A 21,153-nucleotide genomic window follows, 5' to 3' on the forward strand; every position below is an offset into this window, starting at 1 on the left:
TCATGGCAGGACCGGCACAATCCGCCGGCGATGATCCGCGCCTTTCTCATTCTACCCGAATTACGGCCAAAACGACGATTAAAACCGTCTGACGTCTCTGGCCACCGCTCTCTCCCCGGTTTGGCTGGGGATCGAGGAAACCGCGATCTGATGCGGGTTCCCACCTCACCAAAAAGAGGAGAGACAGAAAGAGAGCTTGATCATGGGTTTCAAAGTTGCAATTGCAGGCGCCACCGGCAACGTCGGTCGCGAAATGCTCAATATCCTGGCCGAACGCGGTTTCCCCGCCGATGAAGTCGTGCCGCTCGCTTCCTCCCGCTCGCAGGGCACGGAAGTTTCCTATGGCGACCGCACGCTGAAGGTTGCCAACCTCGAAAACTACGACTTTTCCGACACGGATATCTGCCTGATGTCGGCCGGCGGCGATGTGTCGAAGAAGTGGTCGCCGAAGATCGGCCAGCAGGGCTGCGTTGTCATCGATAACTCGTCTGCGTGGCGCTACGATCAGGACGTTCCGTTGATCGTTCCGGAAGTCAATCCGGATGCGGTTGAGGGCTTTACCAAGAAGAACATCATCGCCAACCCCAATTGCTCCACGGCACAGCTCGTTGTCGCGCTGAAGCCGCTGCATGATTTTGCCAAGATCAAGCGCGTCGTCGTCTCCACCTATCAGTCGGTTTCCGGCGCTGGCAAGGAAGGCATGGACGAGCTGTTCCAGCAGACCCGCGCCGTGTTCGTGGCCGATCCTGTGGAAGCCAAGAAGTTCACCAAGCGCATCGCCTTCAACGTCATTCCGCATATCGACGTCTTCATGGAAGACGGCTACACCAAGGAAGAGTGGAAGGTTCTGGCCGAAACCAAGAAGATGCTCGATCCGAAGATCAAGGTAACCTGCACGGCCGTGCGCGTTCCTGTTTTCATCGGCCATTCGGAATCGGTCAACATCGAGTTCGAAAACGAGATCACCGCGGATCAGGCGCGCGACATCCTGCGCGAAGCGCCGGGTTGCCTCGTCATCGACAAGCACGAAAACGGCGGTTACATCACCCCGGTCGAATCCGCCGGTGAAGATGCGACCTATATTTCCCGTATCCGTGAAGATGCGACCGTTGAAAATGGCCTCAATATCTGGGTCGTTTCGGACAATCTGCGCAAGGGTGCTGCCCTCAACGCGATCCAGATTGCCGAGCTTCTGGTTAATCGTGGTCTCATCAAGCCCCGCAAGGCGGCTGCCTGATACGATTTTTTAATTTTCGTTAAGTATAACCCGTCTGTTCTGTGTGGGGCAGGCGGGTTTCATAATTGGCGACGATCACGGCCAGTTTATTTGCAGGCCTTGCTGCCGAAAGGCAATTTAGGCCGCCAAAAGACAGTTTTGGCACCTGAATCCATACAGTATTGACGGTTTGGTTCTCGGGAAAAACTTCCCAAAGTATATCGAAGGCAGATTTTGATGCGGGCAATGAAGGTAATTCTGGCTGGTGCGGCCATGGTTTCGGTTCTGGCAGCGGCGCCGGTTATGGCTGCGCAATGCGGCAACACTTCAGCGGGCTTCGATGCCTGGGTCAGAGCCTTCAAGCAGGAAGCGACGGGCCGCGGCGTCAGCGCCTCGGTGCTCGACCGTGCGTTCTCCGGCGTCTCCTACAACCAGGCGACGATCCGCGCTGACCGCGGCCAGCACAGCTTCAAGCTGTCCTTCGAACAGTTTATGCAGAAGCGCGGCGGTCAGACGATCATTTCGCGCGGCAAGACGATGAAGAAGAACAATGCTTCTCTCTTTGCGTCCATCGAGCGCGCCTATGGCGTGCCGGCCGGTCCGCTGCTCGCCATCTGGGGCATGGAAACCGGCTTTGGCGGCTTCATGGGCAACCAGCACACACTTTCCGCCGTGGCGACGCTGTCCTTCGATTGCCGTCGTTCGGATTATTTCACCGAGCAGCTTTATGCGGCCCTCAAGCTCGTCGGCAGCGGTTCGCTGAACGTCAATGCCAAGGGTGCTGCCCATGGTGAAATCGGCCAGACGCAGTTCCTGCCGCTGAACGTCGTGCGTTACGGCGTGGATTTCGACCGCGACGGCCGGATCGATCTCGTCGGCTCGCGCGCCGACGCGCTGGCTTCCACCGCGAACTTCCTCGTCGGCCATGGCTGGCAGCGCGGCGCCGGCTATCAGCAGGGACAGGCCAATTACGCGGCCATCCAGGGCTGGAACGCCGCAAGCGTCTACCAGCAGGCCATCGCCTTCATCGGCAAGGCGATCGACGGCCAATAAGGCCGTCTCGCTCTTCCAGTCAGAAACCTGTTTTCACAGATCCGGGCGGCGAAAGTCGCCCGTTTTGCCGTCCATCACCCACAATTCGCCGGTTGAAATATCGAACCATGCGCCATGCAGTTTCACCTTGCCGGCGGTTTCCTGCGTCTTGACGAAGGGGAACCCGCGCAGGTTTGCGATGGAATTACGGATCGAGACCCGTTCCAGCGCTGTCTGCCGCTCGGAAGCGGTCATGACGTCGTTGCTCTGGATTTGCGAGGCGGCCGATTTGACCATGTTCATCCATTTGCCGATGAAGTCGCCGGGAGACAGCGGCTCGAGATTGGGATCGAGCGCCGCCTGAATGCCGCCGCAGCGGCCGTGACCCATGACGACGATATCCTTCACCTTCAGAACCTGAACGGCGTATTCGATGGCCGCCGAGGTGGCGTGGTACTGGCCATCGGGCTCGAAAGGCGGCACCATGTTTGCGACGTTGCGGACGACAAAAAGCTCTCCCGGTCCGCAGTCGAAAATGGTTTCCGGCGCGGAGCGGGAGTCACAACAGGCAATGAACAGGGTCTGCGGTTTCTGTCCGGTATCTGCCAGAACGCGGTATCTTTCGCGCTCGTCGGCGTAGCGGCCGCTCATGAAGCTCTTGTAGCCGTTGAGAAGGTTTTCCGGAAAATCTTTCATCTATCGCATTACCGTTGTGGTTGGACCGAGATCAAGAGAGGAACTCGGTGCGTTGAAGACCAATCCTTTGGAGCATTCTCGCTGTTCTTCGAACCGCGATATTGCTCCAACTCCTTTTTTGCCGCATTTCCTGACGGAAAACCGAGGTCCACCAGGGAAATGCTCTAGCCGCTATTTGCGCTTGCTGCGCGAAGGATGCAAGAGATGACGCATCTGCACCATGGCCATGGGTGTGGAGAGGCTTGAAGAATCCGTTTCCAGCGTCAGTTCGTTCATGTCGCGTTTTTTGGTGCGGGCCAGAATTTCGAAGACGCTGGCGGTTGCGAGCTGCAGCGCCTTTTCGTCATCCACGCCTTCCAGCAGACGGGCGAGGAATAGCGCCGACATCAGGTCGCCGAGGCCGTTCGGCGCATTCTCGATGGCGCGATGTTCGGCAAGCAGCGCGTGGCGGCCGCTCAGATAAAGATTTCCGGTGCCGCCCGTCATCATCGGGACGGCTGAGGTGACCAGCATTTTCGGGGGGCCGAGTGCGAGCGCGGCATCCATGATGGCATTGTTGGTCTCAAGTTCCGCGCCGCTCATCCACGCCAGTTCATAACGGTTTGGCGTGGCGACGGTGGCAAGCGGGATGAGGTGATCGCGGATGGCTTCGGCAGTCTCAAGCGGAATGTAAAGCCCGCCAAGATCGCCCATGACCGGGTCACAGGCATAAATCAGCGACGGGTTCTTTTCCTTCAGATTGCGGATCAGCCTTGCGACGGAGCGCACCTGCGCCGCGCTGCCGAAATAACCGGTCAGGACAGCCTTGACCTCGCCGATCCATTTGGCGTTTTCGAGGTCGGTCATCGCCTTGTCGAAATCGTCGTCCTGAAAGCGCATGCGGGTGGAAGGGCCGTGGCCGGGATGCCAGGGCATGACGATGGTGGGCACCGCCCAAACCGGATAACCGAGTGTCTCCAGCGCAAAGACAGCGGCACGATTGCCGACGGAGCCACGCATGACATGGCTGGAAATGACGATGACGGCGCCTTGTGTATTTTCCTGCATCACGGCCTTCTTGCTTTCAAACGAGGCAGAAAGCCCGCAAGTGCACCCCGCCTTGCCACTGCCCAAAGATCAAGATGCGCTCTCATGACATATCGCAAGGCCGGTTTCCACCGTTATTCCCGCAAGGGTCTGTCCCGCAAAAGCATGGCGCTGTCGGGTTCTTGTCTCTGCCAGCGCCGCCTGGCTGTCATTGCGAGATTGCCGAAGTACTCTATAGTTGTACTATGCTCGATCTCGTCATTGCCTATTGGCCGCATATCCTTGCCGTTCTCTCGATTTTGATGGGAACCGTGGCGGCCGTGCATGCCACGATGACGAAGGAGGAGGTCCGCTCCGCGCTCGGTTGGGTCGGCGTTATCGTGCTGTCGCCCATCGTCGGCGCGGTCATCTATGCCATTGCCGGCATCAACCGCATTCGCCGGTCCAACATCACGCAGCAGCGGTCCTTCATGCAGGACGAGATCATGGATCGCGTGGCGCGTCTGGACGCCGACGGCGAGACGATAGCCGCGCGCTTCGGACGCCGTTTCGAGGCGATGAAGACGCTGGGTGACCGGGTGACGCGCCATGCGCTGACGACCGGTAACGGCATCGAGCCGCTGGTCACGGGGGATGCCGCCTATGCCGCCATGCTGGAGGCGATCGGGGAGGCGAAGCGGTCGATCATTCTCGAAACATATATTTTCGACAATGACAGGATCGGTGCCCGCTTTGTCGCCGCACTGGAAAGCGCGAAGTTTCGCGGCGTGGAGGTGCGGGTGCTGGTGGATGCGGTGGGTGCGCGTTATTCCGTGCCGAGCATCCTGCCGACGCTCAGGGAAAAGGACATCGTCTGCGATGTCTTCAACGGCAACGTCATCATGGGGCTGCGGCTGCCCTATGCCAATCTGCGTACCCACCGCAAGATCCTCGTGGTGGACGGGCGCATCGCATTCAGCGGCGGCATGAATATTCGCGAGGGTTTCACAGAGGAATTCGGCGGTGAAAACCGGTCGCACGACACGCATTTCAAGATCACCGGGCCGGTTGTATCGGATTTTTTCTCCATCGCGGCGGAGGACTGGCGGTTCACGACAAGGGAGCTTCTGGATGCGCCGGTCTGGGATATCGCCATTCCCGATGGCGTGCCGGGGTCGCAAATCGTCGCCCGCGTCTGCTCCTCGGGGCCGGACAAAAGCATCGAGACCAGTCACAAGATGCTGATGGGCGCGTTTTCCGTCGCCCGTTCCTCCATTCTGATCATGTCGCCCTATTTTCTCCCCGATAGGGAGCTTATTTCAGCGCTCATAACCGCAGCAAGGCGGGGAGTGGTGGTGGATATCATCGTGCCGAAAAGCAACAATCTGGTGCTTGTGGACAGGGCGATGACGGCGCAGTTCGACCAGATGCTGAGGAACTATTGCCGCATCTGGCGGGCGACGGGGACTTTCAATCACTCCAAGCTTCTGGTGATTGACGGGCGCTGGAGCTACATTGGCTCTTCCAATCTCGATCCGCGTTCGTTGCGATTGAACTTTGAGATCGATCTCGAAGTTATGGATGAGGAATTCGCCGCGACAATTGGCGAGCGTATCCGGGATGCACGGGCAACCGCCTTGCCCGTGCGGCTCAGCGAACTGAATGCGCGGCCATTCGTTGTCCGTTTTGTGGAGCGTGTCCTGTGGCTCGCTTCGCCTTATCTTTAGTGTGCGATGCGTCCGGCAGGGCGCTGCGCGAGACCGGAGGCATAAACGCGTGAAAAAGAAAGGTTTGCTGGATGATGAAAAAGCGGCTTTGGCGAAAAACACCAGCCTGTCCGCCTTCGTCATGCAGTCCCTGCGTGACCGCCGCCAGCGCCAGAATGCGGCGCCAGCGACCAAAGATCATTCCTTCCCCGTCATCGCCTCCTACAATGTGCATAAATGCGTCGGCCGCGACCGCAAGTTCGATCCCGACCGCACCAGCCGCGTCATTCAGGAAATCGGCGCTGACATCATCGCCCTTCAGGAAGCGGACAGCCGTTTCGGCGAGCGCACGGGCCTGCTCGATCTCGCCCGGCTGGAGCGGGAAAGCGGCCTCATTCCCGTGCCTATTCAGGCCGGCGTGAAGGCCCATGGCTGGCACGGCAATGTCGTGCTGTTCAAGGAGGGGGCGGTGAGGGATGTGCATACGCTGAAATTGCCGGGGCTGGAGCCGCGCGGTGCGCTCGTCGTGGAGCTGGATCTGAAAAGCGGCGGCACGCTGAGGGTCATCGCCGCCCATTTCGGGCTTCTCAGACATTCCCGCGCCCAGCAGGCAAAAGCACTGATCGGCCTTCTGGAAGCACGCAACGAATGCGCGACCATCCTCATGGGAGACCTGAACGAATGGCGTCTCGGCAATGGGTCGTCGCTCAATACGTTTCGTGATGCTTTTGGAACCCTGCCGCCGGCTGTGCCGAGCTTTCCGTCCAACCTGCCGGTGCTGGCGCTCGACAGGATCATCGCCAATCGTGAAGGATTGATCGAGCAGGTGGAGGCGCATGACAGCGTGCTGGCGCGCATCGCCTCCGACCATCTGCCGTTGAAGGCGGCGGTGCGGACAGACCTGCTTCCGGCCTGATTCCACTGCGGATGATACGCCGCAAGCATGAGGGCAGACCTGAGAAGTGGGAAACCGTTACGCTGCCGTCAGATGGCTGCGCGAACGGGCTTCCAGCAGCGATGTGCGAATGGCTTCCATCAGCCGCTCACGGTTGTTTCTGGTCTTGCTTCTGTCCAGGTTCTGCGCGGAAAGCGCCAGATCCAGACCTTCATGCATCACGATCGAATAGGCAACGGTCGTTGCCCAGTTTTCGTATTCCTGCTCCATCATGCAGCCCCTGAACTAAATCATTTAGTCCGAATCACCCTGTCCTGAGAATTTACCACAAAATTCAAAGCATAAAATAGAATCGTTTCTTGCTGCTCCGTCATTTCGGTGCGGATATATTGATTTTTGACAGGTTAAATTCGGTGAATACGGGAAATTTCTTGCTTAAGTATTTGAAATTGATTCTATTTCAGCGGGATCGCATAAACATTTCCACCCATAAAAAACGCCGCGCATCTGATGATGCGCGGCGGGCTTGCGTCGAAGGTGGCGGTGGATGGGAGTACTGTCTCAGCCGGCCTTTTCGAGCTTGTAGTCCGAATTGGCCGGTTCTTCTCGGCTGTGCTGGATGAGCGGGCGGTTGCCCGACAGCTTGCGCACCAGCACGTAGAAAACCGGTGTCATGAAGATGCCGAAGAACGTCACGCCGATCATGCCGGAGAAGACGGCGACACCCATGGCGGCGCGCATTTCCGCACCGGCACCTGTCGAGACGACCAGCGGCACCACGCCCATGATGAAGGCGAGCGAGGTCATCAGGATCGGGCGCAGACGAAGCCGGCTTGCCTCGATGGCCGCCTGAAGTGGCGTTCGCCCCTCGAATTCCAGCTCCCGGGCGAATTCCACGATCAGGATCGCGTTCTTCGCCGAGAGACCCACAAGGACGACAAGGCCGATCTGCGTAAAGATGTTGTTGTCCCCTCCCGTCAGCCAGACGCCGGTGAGGGCCGCAAGCACACCGAGCGGGACGATCAGGATGATCGCGATCGGCAAGGTGAGGCTTTCATATTGCGCGGCGAGCACGAGATAGACGAGCAGCAGTGCCAGCGGGAAAACCACGATGCTGGAGTTGCCGGCCAGAATCTGCTGGTAGGTCAGATCCGTCCATTCGTAATCGACGCCCGCAGGCAGAGTTTCGGCGAGGATCTTCTCGATCGCGGCTTGCGCCTGTCCCGAGGAGAAGCCCGGCGCCGGGCCGCCGTTGATATCGGCCGCGAGGAAGCCGTTGTAACGGTTGGTGCGCTCCGGTCCCGTCGTTGCATCCACCTTGAGCAGCGTCGACAGCGGGATCATCTGACCCGTTGCGGAGCGAACCTTCAGGCGGCCAATATCTTCGGCGTGGGCGCGGAATTGCGCATCGGCCTGTACACGCACGCTGTATGTGCGACCGAAAGCATTGAAGTCGTTAACATAGAGCGAGCCCAGATAAATCTGCAGCGTCTGGAAGACGTCGCTGACCGAAACGCCCAGCTGTTCGGCCTTGGCGCGGTCGAGATCGGCGAAGAGCTGCGGCACGTTGATCTGGTAGCTGGAGAAGATGCCTGCCAGCTCCGGGGTCTGATATGCCTTGGCGATCACGGCCTTCGCGGCTTCGTCCAGCGTCTGGTAGCCGTAACCGGCGCGGTCTTCGATCTGCAGCTTGAAGCCGCCTGTCTGGCCGAGACCGTTGACCGGCGGTGGCGGGAACATGGCGATGAAGGCATCCTGAATGCCGGCGAACTTCTGGTTTAGCTGCATGGCGATGGCGCCGCCGGAGAGTTCCGGTGTCTTGCGCTTTTCGAAGTCGTCAAGAACCGCAAAGACGATGCCGGAATTGGAGCCGATGGTGAAGCCGTTGATCGACAGGCCGGGGAAGGCAATGGCGTGGCTGACACCGGGTGTTTCCATGGCGATCGCGCTCATCCGCTTGATGACGCTCTCGGTACGGTCGAGCGTTGCGCCATCAGGAAGCTGGGCAAAACCGATCAGATACTGCTTGTCCTGTGCTGGCACGAAGCCGCTTGGGACAGTCGTGAACATGCCATAGGTGGCAGCCACCAATGCCATATAGACGATCATCACGAGGCTCTTGCGTGTCACCAGCCCGCCAACCGTCTTGCCGTAGCCGTTCGAGGCCGCGCCGAAGGCACGGTTGAAGCCACGGAAGAACCAGCCGAAGATTTTGTCCATGAAGCGGGTGAGCCAGTCTTTCGGTGCACCGTGTTCCTTTAACAGCAGGGCTGCGAGAGCGGGTGACAGCGTCAGCGAATTGATGGCCGAAATGACGGTGGAGATGGCGATGGTCAGTGCGAACTGCCGGTAGAACTGGCCGGACAGGCCGGAGATGAAGGCAAGCGGCACGAAGACGGCGACCAGAACCAGTGCAATGGCGATGATCGGGCCGGAGACTTCGCGCATCGCCTTATAGGTGGCATCTCGCGGTGAGAGCCCGTTTTCGATGTTTCGTTCGACGTTTTCGACGACCACGATGGCGTCATCCACCACGATGCCGATGGCAAGCACAAGGCCGAACAGCGTCAAGGCGTTGATAGAGAAGCCGAAGGCATACATCACGGCGAAGGTGCCGATGATCGAGACCGGAACGGCGATCAGCGGAATGATCGAGGCGCGCCAGGTCTGGAGGAAGAGGATGACCACAAGCACCACGAGGCCAACGGCCTCGAGGAGTGTATCGACAACCTTCTCGATGGAGGAGCGCACGAATTTCGTCGTGTCGTAGACGATCTCGTATTTCACGCCATCGGGCATTGCCAATTGCAGATTATCCATGGTCGCGCGGACATTATCGGCGATTTCGATGGCGTTGGAGCCGGGGGCCTGAAGGACAGCGACAGCCACTGCCGGTTCGCCGTCGAGCAGCGAACGCAGCGTGTAATCGGCAGCGCCAAGCTCGATGCGGGCGACATCGCGCAGACGGGTGATTTCGCCGTTCGCGCCGCTCTTGACGATGATATTGCCGAATTCTTCCGGCGTCGTCAGACGGCCCTGGGCATTGACGTTGAGCTGCAAGTCGACGCCGTTCGGGCTTGGCGAAGCGCCGATGACGCCGGCTGCGGCCTGCACGTTCTGCTGGCGGATGGCGTCGGAAACATCGCTTGCGGCCAGATCATGCTCGGCAACCTTCTGCGGGTCGAGCCAGACGCGCATGGAATAGTCGCCTGCGCCGAAGACCTGCACCTGGCCGACACCTTCGATGCGGGCGAGGCGATCCTTGACGTTCAGCGTCGCATAGTTGCGCAGATAGGTGATGTCATAGTCGTCGGTCTTCGAGACGAGGTTGACGACCATGATGAAGTCTGGCGAACTTTTGACGGTGGTGATGCCGAGTGCGCGCACTTCCGCCGGTAGGCGCGGTTCGGCCTGCGACACGCGGTTCTGCACCAGCTGTTGGGCCTTGTCCGGGTCGGTGCCGAGCTTGAAGGTCACGGTCAGCGTCAGCACGCCGTCCGATGTCGCCTGGCTGCCCATATAGAGCATGTCCTCGACGCCGTTGATCTGTTCTTCCAGCGGTGTCGCGACGGTTTCGGCAATAACGGTCGGGTTCGCACCGGGATAGGTGGCGCGCACGACGACGGATGGCGGAACGACTTCGGGATATTCCGAAATCGGCAGGGCGCGCATGCCAAGAAGGCCTGCCACCACAATCAGGATAGACAACACGCCGGCGAATACCGGCCGGTCGACAAAAAATCTGGAAATATTCATATCCAGTCCCTCTCCGGGTCTTTGGGAATGCGAAGGCCGTTCCGGCGGCAATCCTGCCGCCGGTGAAGGCCGGTTCTGTCTGAAGGGGCGTCTCGTGACAGCGCGGGACGCCTGCTGATCAAAGGGGCGGGTTACTGCGAAGCAGCAACCTTGTCTTCCGTCTGCGGTGCGATGGTTGCGCCGGGGCGAATGCGCTGCAGGCCGTTGACGACGATCGTATCACCGGCGGCAAGGCCGCTTTCGATGATACGCTGACCGTCGGCCGGTGCGCCCGGCTTGATCTGGCGATAGCTCACCTTGTTTTCGGCGTCGACCACGAAGACGAAGCGCTTGTCCTGATCCGTGCCGATGGCCCGGTCGCTGATGACGATGCGGTTTTCCGGCTTCGGTTCGCCCATGCGCACCCGCACGAACTGGCCGGGGATCAGCCTGCCGTCCGGATTTTCAAAGACGGCGCGGACACCGATGGTGCCGCTTGCCGAATCCACCTGGTTGTCGATCAGGTGCAGCGTACCCTTGATCGGCGTACCCTCATCCGAAAGCGTGCCGATTTCCACCGGGATCTGTTCGAGAGCGGGCAGGGCGTCATCGGTTTTCGGCAGTTCGGCAAGCGCCCTGGCTACAACGCCTTCGCTGGCGTTGAAGCTGGCATAGATCGGGTTGACCGATACCAGCGTCGTGAGCGCCGGCGAGGTCGAGCCGGCGGCGACGAGGTTGCCGGCGGTGATTTCGATCCTGCCGACACGGCCGGAAACCGGAGCGCGGATTTCGGTGTAACCGAGATCGAGTTGCGCCGTGGTGAGCGCTGCGCGGGCGGCGCGAAGCTGGGCTTCGGCATCCGCAAACGAGCTTTGCCGCTGGTCGAGATCGCTCTGCGAGATGGTGCGATTGTCGGAAAGCCGGCGGCCACGCTCGAGTTCGGTTTTTGCCAGGCTGACCTTGGCTTCGGCGGAAGCGACCTGTCCTTCAGCACCGGCAACAGCGGCCTGATAGGGGGCGGGGTCGATGGTGAAGAGCGGGTCGCCTTCCTTCACCAGCGCACCTTCGCGGAAATGCACGGCCTTGATCTGGCCTGCGACGCGGGAGCGGATCTGCACCCGGTCGACGGCTTCGAGACGGCCGGAAAATTCCTCCCAGCGCATCACGTCACGGCTTTCCACCTTGGCGACGGTGACCGGGATTGCCGGTGTTTCAGCCGGCGTGGAAGCGGCCGTCGCGTCACGGCTGGTGGGGAGGTCGAAAAACAGTGCTGCGGCTGCAACGGACATGGCAAGCCCGATGCCGGCACCCGTCAGGGCCCGGCGCTTTGTGTTCAGCGTCATGGGTATCTCCTTGGCCCCCGATCGGGAGCAGGTCGTTCATCTATCTTTACTTCGTCGCATGATCCGGACGTAAAACCGCTACGCACTTTTACTGGACATGCTCAAAATGCGAATTTTCAGTGTTTTAACTGGTCAACGAAGGTCTTGAACTCCGAACAGACGGATGAGACCCATCCGCCGCCCTCTCCTTGATAAAGCCCCGTCCAGCCGATGCCGGCGGGGAAAACATGGCTCCGGACGCTGACACCGGAGGCGATGAGCCTGTCGGCATAACCGACCGTTTCGTCGCGCAGAGGGTCGTCCTCGGCGGTAAAGATCAGCGCCGGCGCCACCCGGTTCAGCCGCGTGCACTGGCAGGGCGCGGCATAGGGGTGGAAAAACCCGCACGCCTTGGCAAGGTAATGGCTCCAGCCATCGGCCCAGCGCTGGCGCATGCCGATCCTGTCCGCGTTGCGGAAGGATTCCGTCGTCATCATCGGGTCGATCATGGGCGACAGAAGAATCTGGCCTGCGAGTTTGCCCGGCATGCGGTCACGGGCCTTCAAGGCAAGCCCCGCCGCCACATTGCCGCCTGCCTCTTCGCCGGCCACGAATAGCAGCGATTTCGCGCCGCCATAATGCTTGCGATCCCGGCTCAGATGATCGAGCGCTTCATAGGCACAATCGATGACCATCGGAAACTCGTTGCCGGACGGCTGGCTGTAATCGGCTTCCACGACCACCGCGCCGCTTTCCGCAAGCGCGCGGGCCACCGGAAGCTCGGGGCAATTGCCGCCCGGCTCAAGACCGGGTTGCAGAAACGATCCGCCGCGCAGGTAAAGCACCACGGGCGGCTGGCTGCAAAGCTTTGCACCCTCATATCGGCGCACGGAAAGCTGGGATGCGAGGCCCCCGCAGCTTTTGATGTTTTCCCAGTGCGCGTTCATCTGATCCGGTCCCGTGCGCCACGCTCGGCGGTGCACCATATTTGCAAAATCTGAAATTCATATTATTGTTCGGAGAAAAACGATCAAGTACTCTAAAATGAAAACACTATTCCATAAAGACGGATAATCTCATCATGGATCAGCTCTCCGCCATGCGGGTTTTTACGCGGGTCGTGGAAACCGGCAATTTCAGCCGCGCCGCCACAGCGCTGAATATGCCGAAGACCACCGTCACCAACATGGTGCAGGCGCTCGAGGCGCATTTGCACACCACACTTCTCAACCGCACCACGCGCCGGGTGATGCTGACAACGGACGGCGCTCTCTATTATGAGCGGGCCTCACAGATTTTATCGGAAATCGAAGAACTTGACGGCAGCATGTCCAGCGCGCAGGTGCAGCCATCCGGGCGTTTGCGCGTGGAGATGGCCGGTGTCTTCGCGGACCTGGTGGTTATCCCACATCTTTGCGAATTTTACCAGCGTTACCCGCAAATCCGTCTCGACCTCGGTGTCGGTGACCGTCTGGTCGATTATATCGCGGAGAATGTCGACTGTGCGCTGCGCGTCGGCGTGCTGCGCGATCAGTCGCTGATTGCCCGTAAAGTGGGTGAACTCCGGTTCGAGACATTCGCGTCACCTTCCTACATCGAAAATTTCGGCATGCCGCAAGAGCCGGAGGATCTGGAGAAGGAGCATTATTCGGTGGGCTACCTCAATGCCACCACCGGTCAGATCATGCCGGCCTCCTTCGACAACGGCGTGCGCAGCGTCGAACTGACCCCGAATTATGTCGTTTCGGTCAATGACAGTCGCACCTATCTCAACGCCGCGCTGGCCGGCATGGGCATCGTGCAGCTTCCCGTCTTCATGGTGAAGGATGCGCTTTCGCGGGGAGAACTGGTGCCGGTGCTTTCCGAATGGCGGCGCGAGGCCATGCCGATCTATGTGGTCTATCCCCAGACCCGGCATGTAACCAACAAAGTGCGCGTTTTTGTCGACTGGCTGGCCAAGCTGGTGCACGGCCTGGTGTGAGGCCGCCAGTCACCGGCCGACCCTTGCTGCGACAAAATCGATGAAGGCGCGAACGCGGGCGGCCAGGTGTTCATGACCGGCATAAACCGCGTGGATCACTTCCATCTCCTCGGCATTGTAGTCTTCCAGCACCGGCACGAGCAGGCCGGCCTCAATATCCGGCTCGATATGAAATTCGCCGACCCTTCCCAGCCCCAGGCCCGTCAGGCAGAGTCTGCGCATGGCCATGCCGCTGTTGACCGAGACGTTGCCCTTGACAGGCAGGCGGTAGACTTGCGCAGAGCCGGGGTTGCGAAACGGCCATTCGTTGAGGCTGCGGCTGAAATTGAAGCTGAAGCAATTGTGCCGCGCCAGATCCTGCGGTTTTTCTGGCATGCCGTGTCGTTCGATATAGGCGGGGGAGGCGACGATGACGCGACGGACTTCCTTCAGCTTTCGCGCCTTCAGCGATGAATCTCCCATGGCGCCCGAGCGGATGGCGATATCCGTGCGTTCCTCGATCAGCCTGATGACGCCGTCGGTCAGCGAGATATCCAGCTCGATTTCCGGATAAAGCGACAAAAATTCCGGCGCAAGCGGAAGGAGATAACGTTCGCCGAAGCCCAGAGTGGCGTTGACGCGCAAAAGGCCACGCGGCACCACCTTGCCGCCGCTCGCCACGATCTGCTCGGTCTCGGCTATGTCGGCGAGAATCCGCCTTGCCCGCGCAAGATAGACCTCGCCCTCCTGTGTGAGCGTGACAAGCCGGGTGGAGCGGGCGAGAAGGCGGGTGCCGAGGCGGTCTTCGATACGTGTGACAAGCTTGCTCACCGCCGAGGGTGAAAGCTTCAGCCTGCGCCCGGCGGCGGAAAAGCTGCCGAGCTCCGCCGCCGCCATGAAGACTTCCATTTCTCCGGCCCTGTTGTCCATCGCCGCATCACCTGTGAAATCAATTCAAAGGTATTTATCCGATCTTGCCGATTATCATGCAAGTCCCCTTCGCCCATATTGCGTGCATAGATTTGATCCAACCGGACGGCACCGCTGTCCAAATGATCCAACCGGACAGCGTTGCTGTCCAGAACGCCCGCGATCCCGCTCCGGGCGAAGAGGTATTCGTCATGCCATTGGCCATATTTGCCCTGACGATCGCGGCCTATGCGATCGGCACCACGGAGTTCGTGATTGTCGGCCTTCTGCCGACAGTTGCGACCGATCTTCACATCACCCTGCCGCTTGCTGGTCTCATCGTCAGTGTCTACGCGCTGGGCGTCACCTTCGGCGCGCCGATCCTGACAGCGCTAACCGGCAGGATCGAAAGAAAGCCGCTACTGCTCGGCCTCATGGCCCTGTTCATCATCGGTAACAGCGCGGCGGCCCTGTCACCCAGCTATGAGATGCTGCTTGTTGCCCGCGTCATTGCCGCTTTCGCCCATGGCGTTTTCTTCTCGGTCGGAGCGACCATCGCCGCCGATCTCGTGCCGGAAAACCGCCGTGCATCGGCCATTGCGATGATGTTCATGGGGCTCACGGTCGCTATCGTCACCGGGGTTCCGCTCGGCACCTATATCGGGCAGGTCTTCGGCTGGCGCGCCACCTTCTGGGCGGTTGTCGCACTCGGTATCGTCGCCTTTCTGGGCATCGCGACGCTTCTGCCGAACACGCTAAAAAAGGCTCCGCCGGCGAGCCTTCTCGATCAGGTCCGGGTTCTCGGCTCCGGTCGCCTGCTCATCGTTTTCGCGATGACTGCGCTCGGCTACGGCGGCACCTTCGTCGCCTTCACCTTCCTTGCGCCGATCCTGCAGGATGTCACCGGCTTTTCGGAAAAGAGCGTCAGCCTGATCCTCGTGCTTTATGGCGTCGCCATTGCAGCCGGCAATATCGGCGGCGGCAGGATCGCCAACCATAACCCGGCCAAGGCGCTGATCGGTCTTTTCCTGGCGCAGGCCATCGTGCTGCTCGTCTTTTCCTTCACCGCCTTCTCGCCGGTGCTGACGCTTTTCACGCTTGCCGCGCTCGGCTTCCTGTCCTTCGCCAATGTTCCCGGCCTGCAGCTTTATGTGGTGCAGCTTGCCAAGGAACATCGCCCTGGCGCCGTCGATGTCGCCTCGGCGCTCAACATCGCCGCCTTCAACCTCGGCATCGCCATCGGCGCATGGCTCGGCGGTCTGGTGGTGGAATCGCCGATGGGTCTTGCCGCAACCCCGTGGGTCGGCGCCATTCTCGTCGCCGTGGCCCTGCTACTCACCCTCTGGAGCAGCGCGCTCGACCGCCGCGCCGCGCTGACCCTGAAAACCGCCTGAACTTTCCATAAAATTCCCGGCCGCTCCCAAGTCGGCCGGGCCGCTTCAAAGGAGAAAATATATGTTTGATGTCACTGCAAATGGCGCTTCGATCCCGGCACTGGGTTTCGGCACGTTTCGTATTCCCGGTGAGGATGTGCTGCGCATCGTTCCCCATGCGCTGAAAGCCGGTTTCCGCCATATCGATACCGCCCAGATTTACGGCAACGAAGCGGAAGTCGGTGAAGCCATCGCTGCTTCGGATGTGGCGCGTGGCGAAGTGTTTCTCACCACCAAGGTCTGGGTCGAGAACTATAGGCACGATGCCTTCCTCGCCTCCGTCAATGAGAGCCTGAAGAAGCTGAAAACCGATTATGTCGACCTTCTGCTGCTGCATTGGCCGAATGAGGCGGTTTCGCTTGCCGAACAGATCGGCGCGCTGAACGCGGTGAGGCAAGCCGGCAAGGTTCGCCATATCGGCGTTTCCAATTTCAGCACGGCGCTGATGGCCGAGGCGGTGAAGCTGTCCAGGGCTCCAATCGTGACCAACCAGATCGAATACCACCCCTATATCGATCAGGACGTGGTTATCGCCGCGGCAAAGGCCGCCGGCATGTCGGTAACGGGGTATTACGGGATGGCCGATGGCAAGGTGTTTAACGATCCGGTACTGAAGGAAATCGCCGCAGGCCGTGACAAGTCAGTGGCGCAGGTGGTGCTGCGCTGGCTCGTGCAGCAGCAGGGTGCCGTCGCATTGTCGAAAACGGTCAGCGAAGCCCGCGTCGATGAGAATCTCGCCATCTTCGATTTCGAGCTTTCCGCCGATGAAATGGCGGCGATCCGCGCGCTTGCCAGACCGGATGGCCGCATCGTTTCACCGGAAGGGCTTGCACCCGTCTGGGACAAGGCCGCCTGATAATAAGAGCCGGGGAGGGAACGCCCTTCCCGGTTTGCCCATGCGTGAAAAATCCTTGCGCATTTCGCACGGCGATGCGCGTCACAGCCCATGGAAACGACGCGTCTCACATCGGGTGCAGTGAAGATTTATCTGCTATTCTGGAAATTTGGAGCGGGCGAAGGGATTTGAACCCTCGACCCCAACCTTGGCAAGGTTGTGCTCTACCCCTGAGCTACACCCGCTCAAATCCACCGGTCCGGGGTAGTTCGCTGAACCGTGGCCCGCCAAGCGGCGACGGGTGCTATATCGCTCAATCGTTTTTGGAATGCAATAGTTTCTTTTGCGGTTTCGGTGGAAATCCGCCTGTGTGCGGATTTATCCGAAATCTGGCGGCCATTACGGGGGCAAGCGCAGGGAATTTCCGCTGAAGATGTTGTTTCAGCTGGTTTTTATCTCCCTGTCACGGGGGTGGCGGCCGGCGGGAAGGCCAGAAAATAACCTATTTACATTTGGTTAAAATCTGATTCGACAAGTGATTCGTTCGGGTGTACAAATTGCCTGTCCACGAAAAAATCGAAACGATATTGGGAACGATACTTGGCATATCATCATCGGGAGGATGAGCCTTGTCGTACGCAGCTTTTGAAAGAGTTGGCGCACAATTGTCGCCAGAGCAGATCACCGATCTACAGAATATTTTCGATGGCGTATGTTTCGAGTGCCTTCAAGATCGCAGCAGCCATGTTGCCAATGAGTGCGCAGCGGTTTTGATCCGAAGCGCCCAGCGCGGCATTTTGGACCATGAAATGTTGCGCGATATAGGGCTTGCGGTCTTACGTCGGCATTGATTGCGCCATTCCGTTAAAAAAGCGCCCGGGTATCTCGGGCGCTTTGCTGTTTGGGCAGGCGAGAGCCGTTTTCCGCTCAGCTTTTTTCCTGCACATGCGCTTCGAGAAACCAGAGCGACTTGTCGAGATCGCGCGAGGCGGCGGTGAAGATGTCGGCCGTCGTCGGATCACCGGCCTCGTCGGAATCGTCGATCGCCTTGCGGATCATATTTGCGACCTCGCCATAACGCTCGATCAGGGCGTCCAGATGGTCATGGATTTTGTAGATATCGGTCGGATAGGCCTTGAGCTTGGTCGTCGAGGAGACCGATTGCAGGCTGCCGAGCGCCGTGCCGCCAAGCTGGACCACACGCTCGGCAATCGTGTCGCCGTGATTGTCGAGCTGGGCGCGGAAAGTGTCGAGAAGCTCGTGCACGGCGATGAATTGCGGGCCCTTGAGGTTCCAGTGCGCCTGCTTGGTGACGAGCGCAAGGTCGATGACGGAAGCGAGCGATTCATTGAGAATGCCGATCACGGTCGACTTGGCGTTGGAAGGCAGGTCGTTCTTCGTCTTGTGCGTCTTCATCGATGTCTCCTGAAGTTGCGGACGGAATGCCGCTTTGGAAAAGTCCGTCGTTTAACGTCCGGGCCTGCGACCCTGTTCCATGCCAGGCGCTGGGACAGCAAAAATCCCGAACAATCATCGTGTCATTCGTAAAACAGGCAGATGCGCCGGCCGTCTATCTCATTGACGCGGATGGGCATGTCGTAGATGTCCTTGAGGACGTCCGGGCGGATGATCTCTTCCACCGGCCCCTGATGGCGGATGCGGCCTTCGCGCATGGCGATGATGGTGTCGGAATACCAGGAGGCGAAGTTGATGTCGTGCAGCACCAGAACCACGGTCTTCTTCAGCTCGTCAGCCGCCTTGCGCATGATCTTCATCATGCTGGAGGCGTGTTTCATGTCGAGATTGTTGAGCGGTTCGTCGAGCAGCACGTAATCTGTATCCTGGCACAGAACCATGGCCACGAAGGCGCGCTGGCGCTGACCGCCGGAAAGCTCGTCCAGAAACCGGCCGGCAAGGGCTTCGAGATGCAGATATTCCAGCGCCCGGTCGATATGGGCCTTGTCCTCGATGGTGGGGCGGCCCTTGGAATAGGGGTAACGGCCGAAACCGACGAGGTCTCGCACCGTCAGGCGTGAGGAGATGTGGTTGTCCTGCCGCAATATGGAGAGCCGCTTCGCCAGGGTATCGGACGGGGTTTTGGTCACATCCAGCCCGTCCACCGTCACCGTTCCGGCATCCATCGACATCAGCCTCGCGACGATGGAAAGCAGGGTCGATTTTCCAGCACCGTTCGGCCCGATGATGGAGGTGACGCCGCCTGCCGGAATGGAGACGGAGACGCCATCGACGACGAGGCTGTCGCCATAGGATTTGCTGATCTGACTGGCGATGATCATCGCGCACCTCGTTTCAGAATAAGACCGATAAAGACGATGCCGCCGAGAAATTCGATGATGATCGAGAGCGCCGTATCGAAGGCGAAAACCCGCTCCAGCACCACCTGGCCGCCGACCAGGCAGATCACGGCGATGAGGATTGCCGCTGGCAGCACATAGGCGTGTTTGCCGTTGCCGGTAAGATAATGGGCAAGGGCCGCGACCAGCAGGCCGAAGAACATGACGGGACCGACCAGCGCTGTGGAGACGGCGACGAGCACGGAGACCAGCACGAGGATGATTGTCACCGTTCGCTTGTATTCGAGGCCGAGGCTGATGGCCGTCGCGCGGCCGAGCGAGAGGACGTCGAGCGTGTGCGTTAGCCTGAGCCCGATGATGGTCACCACGCCGATGATGACGGTGGAGACGGCAAGAAGCGTCGGATCGATGGAGTTGAAGCTGGCAAACAGTACATCCTGCAGCACGGTATATTCATTGGGGTCGAGCACGCGCTGCATGAAACCCGAGAGGCTGCGGAAGAAAACGCCGAAAACGATGCCGACCAGCACCAGAAGATGCAGGCTGCGTTCCGCGCCGACGAAAAGCCAGCGATAGAGCAGGGCGGAAAAGGCGACGAGCAGGCTGGTTTCGGCGAGAAACTTCAGTTGCGGATCGATCATGACGACGGTTGCGGAGCCGAAGACGAAGATCAGCCCGGTCTGCATCAGCACGTAAAGCGAATCGAAACCCATCACCGAAGGGGTGAGGATGCGGTTGTTGGTGACCGTCTGGAACAGCACGGTGGAGACCGCGATGGCATAGGCCACCAGCAGCAGCGACAGAAGCTTGATGCCGCGAAACGGCAGCACGAAGCTCCAGCTTCCCTTGGCGCCCAGCGTCATGAAGGCGGCCATGGAGATGAGTGCGAATGCCGTAAGCACGATGAGAACGGTTTTTGCACGCCGGTCGGGATGTCTCTCACGCATGGTGGCGTTTCCGCAGCAGGAGATAGAGGAAGAGCGCGCTGCCGATGACGCCGACCACGGTTCCGATGGGTATTTCGTAAGGCGCTCGTATGGTTCGGCCGATGATGTCGCAGGAAAGTACGAAGACCGCGCCGAGCGTTGCCACCCAGGGCACGGAGCGGCGCATATTGTCGCCGATCATCAGGCTGACGACATTCGGCACGATCAGGCCTAAAAAGGGGATCATGCCGACCGTGACGACGACCACGGCGCTCACCAGCGAGACGATGGTGAGGCCGAGCGCCATGACGCGGCGGTAGTTCAGACCGAGATTGGTGGTGAAATCGCGGCCCATGCCGGCCACGGTGAAACGGTCTGCGGCGAGATAGGCGGCGATGGCGAAAAGGAAGCCGACCCAGAGCAATTCATAACGGCCGCGCAGCACGCCGGAAAAATCCCCTGTCATCCATGCGCCCAGCGATTGCAGGAGATCGAAACGATAGGCAAAGAAGGTGGTGACGGCGGCAATGACGCCGCCCAGCATGATGCCGATCAGCGGCACCAGCAGCACGTCGCGCAAAGGCACCTCTCTCAGGATACGCAGAAACAGCGCGGTGCCGGCGAGCGCGAAAACGGCGGCCACCAGCATCTTGCCGAAGATCGGCGTGTCCGGGGCCAGCAGGGTGACGGTGAGCAGGCCGAGGCCGGCGGATTCGGTGGTGCCCGCCGTCGAAGGCTCCACGAAGCGGTTGCGCACCAGCATCTGCATGATGAGCCCGGCAATCGCCATCGAGCTTCCGGCCAGTATCAGCGCCAGCGTGCGGGGGATGCGGCTGACGAGCAGCACGCGCAGCGCGTCCGCGCTGGTATCGGGCGAAAAGAGCGTCGCGAGCGAGACATTGCTGACGCCGACGAACAGGCTGGTGATGGCGAGCGTCAGAGCTAGCAACAGGGCAAGGATGAGAGACAGGGATTTCAAGTTGGCGGTTTTTCGAAAATGGTGAGAGCTCCCCGTGGTTTGGCAGGTTGCCGAAACAGGTGTCCGACCTCTCCTTGGTCATCCTCGGGCTTGGCCCGAGGATCCACAACCTGACGCGTGATGGATCCTCGGGTCAAGCCCGAGGATGACGTCGAGTATGGAGCGGCCTTCAGAAGCGGATGCCTAGAG

Annotated in this window: 19 protein-coding genes and 1 tRNA gene; 8 read left to right on the plus strand and 12 right to left on the minus strand. The window is 59.8% G+C overall.

The window, feature by feature from the left end:
• Positions 1 to 202 precede the first annotated feature (202 nt).
• The gene (locus AGR1_RS00780) at positions 203 to 1,237 is read left to right on the plus strand and encodes an aspartate-semialdehyde dehydrogenase (RefSeq protein WP_080789838.1); all 1,035 of its coding nucleotides are present in this window, start codon (positions 203 to 205) and stop codon (positions 1,235 to 1,237) included.
• A gap of 216 nt (positions 1,238 to 1,453) precedes the next feature.
• Positions 1,454 to 2,269 (plus strand): lytic transglycosylase domain-containing protein, encoded by an 816-nt coding sequence (locus tag AGR1_RS00785; RefSeq protein ID WP_080789839.1) that lies wholly within the window; start codon positions 1,454 to 1,456, stop codon positions 2,267 to 2,269.
• Positions 2,270 to 2,302: 33 nt separating this feature from the next.
• On the opposite strand, the gene AGR1_RS00790 is transcribed toward AGR1_RS00785, so the two are convergent.
• Together AGR1_RS00790 and pdxY are read right to left on the minus strand one after the other, a co-directional pair.
• On the minus strand, positions 2,303 to 2,944 hold the full coding sequence (locus AGR1_RS00790; protein ID WP_149145923.1) for a carbonic anhydrase: 642 nt from the start codon (positions 2,942 to 2,944) through the stop codon (positions 2,303 to 2,305).
• A gap of 171 nt (positions 2,945 to 3,115) precedes the next feature.
• Positions 3,116 to 3,991 (minus strand): pyridoxal kinase PdxY, encoded by an 876-nt coding sequence (gene pdxY, locus AGR1_RS00795; protein ID WP_077981374.1) that lies wholly within the window; start codon positions 3,989 to 3,991, stop codon positions 3,116 to 3,118.
• Between the two features lie 224 nt (positions 3,992 to 4,215).
• On the opposite strand from pdxY, the gene AGR1_RS00800 reads away from it, so the two are divergent.
• A complete protein-coding gene (locus AGR1_RS00800; protein ID WP_080789841.1) occupies positions 4,216 to 5,676 on the plus strand; it encodes a phosphatidylserine/phosphatidylglycerophosphate/cardiolipin synthase family protein in 1,461 nt (486 codons plus the stop codon).
• Between the two features lie 49 nt (positions 5,677 to 5,725).
• Positions 5,726 to 6,571, plus strand: coding sequence for an endonuclease/exonuclease/phosphatase family protein (locus AGR1_RS00805; protein ID WP_149145924.1), 846 nt, complete (start codon positions 5,726 to 5,728; stop codon positions 6,569 to 6,571).
• A 57-nt stretch (positions 6,572 to 6,628) separates the two neighbouring features.
• On the opposite strand, the gene AGR1_RS00810 is transcribed toward AGR1_RS00805, so the two are convergent.
• The 4 genes from AGR1_RS00810 to AGR1_RS00825 form a co-directional block, all read right to left on the minus strand.
• Positions 6,629 to 6,823, minus strand: coding sequence for a hypothetical protein (locus tag AGR1_RS00810; protein ID WP_003522620.1), 195 nt, complete (start codon positions 6,821 to 6,823; stop codon positions 6,629 to 6,631).
• 288 nt (positions 6,824 to 7,111) lie between these two features.
• Complete coding sequence (locus AGR1_RS00815; protein ID WP_149145925.1) at positions 7,112 to 10,306, minus strand: multidrug efflux RND transporter permease subunit; 3,195 nt, start codon at positions 10,304 to 10,306, stop codon at positions 7,112 to 7,114.
• 131 nt (positions 10,307 to 10,437) lie between these two features.
• The gene (locus tag AGR1_RS00820; protein ID WP_080789844.1) at positions 10,438 to 11,628 is read right to left on the minus strand and encodes an efflux RND transporter periplasmic adaptor subunit; all 1,191 of its coding nucleotides are present in this window, start codon (positions 11,626 to 11,628) and stop codon (positions 10,438 to 10,440) included.
• Positions 11,629 to 11,744: 116 nt separating this feature from the next.
• A complete protein-coding gene (locus tag AGR1_RS00825; protein WP_080792677.1) occupies positions 11,745 to 12,554 on the minus strand; it encodes an alpha/beta hydrolase in 810 nt (269 codons plus the stop codon).
• A 134-nt stretch (positions 12,555 to 12,688) separates the two neighbouring features.
• Between AGR1_RS00825 and AGR1_RS00830 the strand changes: the two genes are divergently transcribed.
• Positions 12,689 to 13,588, plus strand: coding sequence for a LysR family transcriptional regulator (locus AGR1_RS00830; RefSeq protein ID WP_003522616.1), 900 nt, complete (start codon positions 12,689 to 12,691; stop codon positions 13,586 to 13,588).
• A gap of 9 nt (positions 13,589 to 13,597) precedes the next feature.
• Here AGR1_RS00830 and AGR1_RS00835 read toward each other — a convergent pair whose 3' ends face one another.
• Positions 13,598 to 14,497, minus strand: coding sequence for a LysR family transcriptional regulator (locus AGR1_RS00835; protein WP_149145926.1), 900 nt, complete (start codon positions 14,495 to 14,497; stop codon positions 13,598 to 13,600).
• Between the two features lie 191 nt (positions 14,498 to 14,688).
• On the opposite strand from AGR1_RS00835, the gene AGR1_RS00840 reads away from it, so the two are divergent.
• Positions 14,689 to 15,870 (plus strand): MFS transporter, encoded by a 1,182-nt coding sequence (locus AGR1_RS00840; RefSeq protein WP_149147249.1) that lies wholly within the window; start codon positions 14,689 to 14,691, stop codon positions 15,868 to 15,870.
• A 61-nt stretch (positions 15,871 to 15,931) separates the two neighbouring features.
• The gene (locus AGR1_RS00845; RefSeq protein WP_149145927.1) at positions 15,932 to 16,765 is read left to right on the plus strand and encodes an aldo/keto reductase; all 834 of its coding nucleotides are present in this window, start codon (positions 15,932 to 15,934) and stop codon (positions 16,763 to 16,765) included.
• 149 nt (positions 16,766 to 16,914) lie between these two features.
• On the opposite strand, the gene AGR1_RS00850 is transcribed toward AGR1_RS00845, so the two are convergent.
• Positions 16,915 to 16,989 (minus strand) — tRNA-Gly (locus tag AGR1_RS00850).
• Positions 16,990 to 17,373: 384 nt separating this feature from the next.
• Between AGR1_RS00850 and AGR1_RS29445 the strand changes: the two genes are divergently transcribed.
• Complete coding sequence (locus AGR1_RS29445) at positions 17,374 to 17,595, plus strand: hypothetical protein (RefSeq protein ID WP_004443464.1); 222 nt, start codon at positions 17,374 to 17,376, stop codon at positions 17,593 to 17,595.
• A gap of 76 nt (positions 17,596 to 17,671) precedes the next feature.
• Here AGR1_RS29445 and dps read toward each other — a convergent pair whose 3' ends face one another.
• The 4 genes from dps to AGR1_RS00880 all read right to left on the minus strand — a co-directional run bounded on the left by dps (position 17,672) and on the right by AGR1_RS00880 (position 20,964).
• The gene (gene dps / locus AGR1_RS00865) at positions 17,672 to 18,160 is read right to left on the minus strand and encodes a DNA starvation/stationary phase protection protein Dps (protein WP_080789849.1); all 489 of its coding nucleotides are present in this window, start codon (positions 18,158 to 18,160) and stop codon (positions 17,672 to 17,674) included.
• 122 nt (positions 18,161 to 18,282) lie between these two features.
• The gene (locus AGR1_RS00870; RefSeq protein ID WP_149145928.1) at positions 18,283 to 19,041 is read right to left on the minus strand and encodes an ABC transporter ATP-binding protein; all 759 of its coding nucleotides are present in this window, start codon (positions 19,039 to 19,041) and stop codon (positions 18,283 to 18,285) included.
• Positions 19,038 to 20,006, minus strand: a complete 969-nt coding sequence (locus tag AGR1_RS00875; RefSeq protein ID WP_149145929.1) for an iron chelate uptake ABC transporter family permease subunit — start codon at positions 20,004 to 20,006, stop codon at positions 19,038 to 19,040. The genes AGR1_RS00870 and AGR1_RS00875 overlap by 4 nt, the downstream gene beginning before the upstream one ends.
• Positions 19,999 to 20,964, minus strand: a complete 966-nt coding sequence (locus tag AGR1_RS00880) for an ABC transporter permease (protein ID WP_149145930.1) — start codon at positions 20,962 to 20,964, stop codon at positions 19,999 to 20,001. Before AGR1_RS00880 ends, AGR1_RS00875 begins: the two co-directional genes overlap by 8 nt.
• Positions 20,965 to 21,153 lie beyond the last annotated feature (189 nt).

Source organism: Agrobacterium sp. B1(2019) (assembly GCF_008274755.1).
Taxonomy (GTDB): Bacteria; Pseudomonadota; Alphaproteobacteria; order Rhizobiales; family Rhizobiaceae; genus Agrobacterium; species Agrobacterium salinitolerans.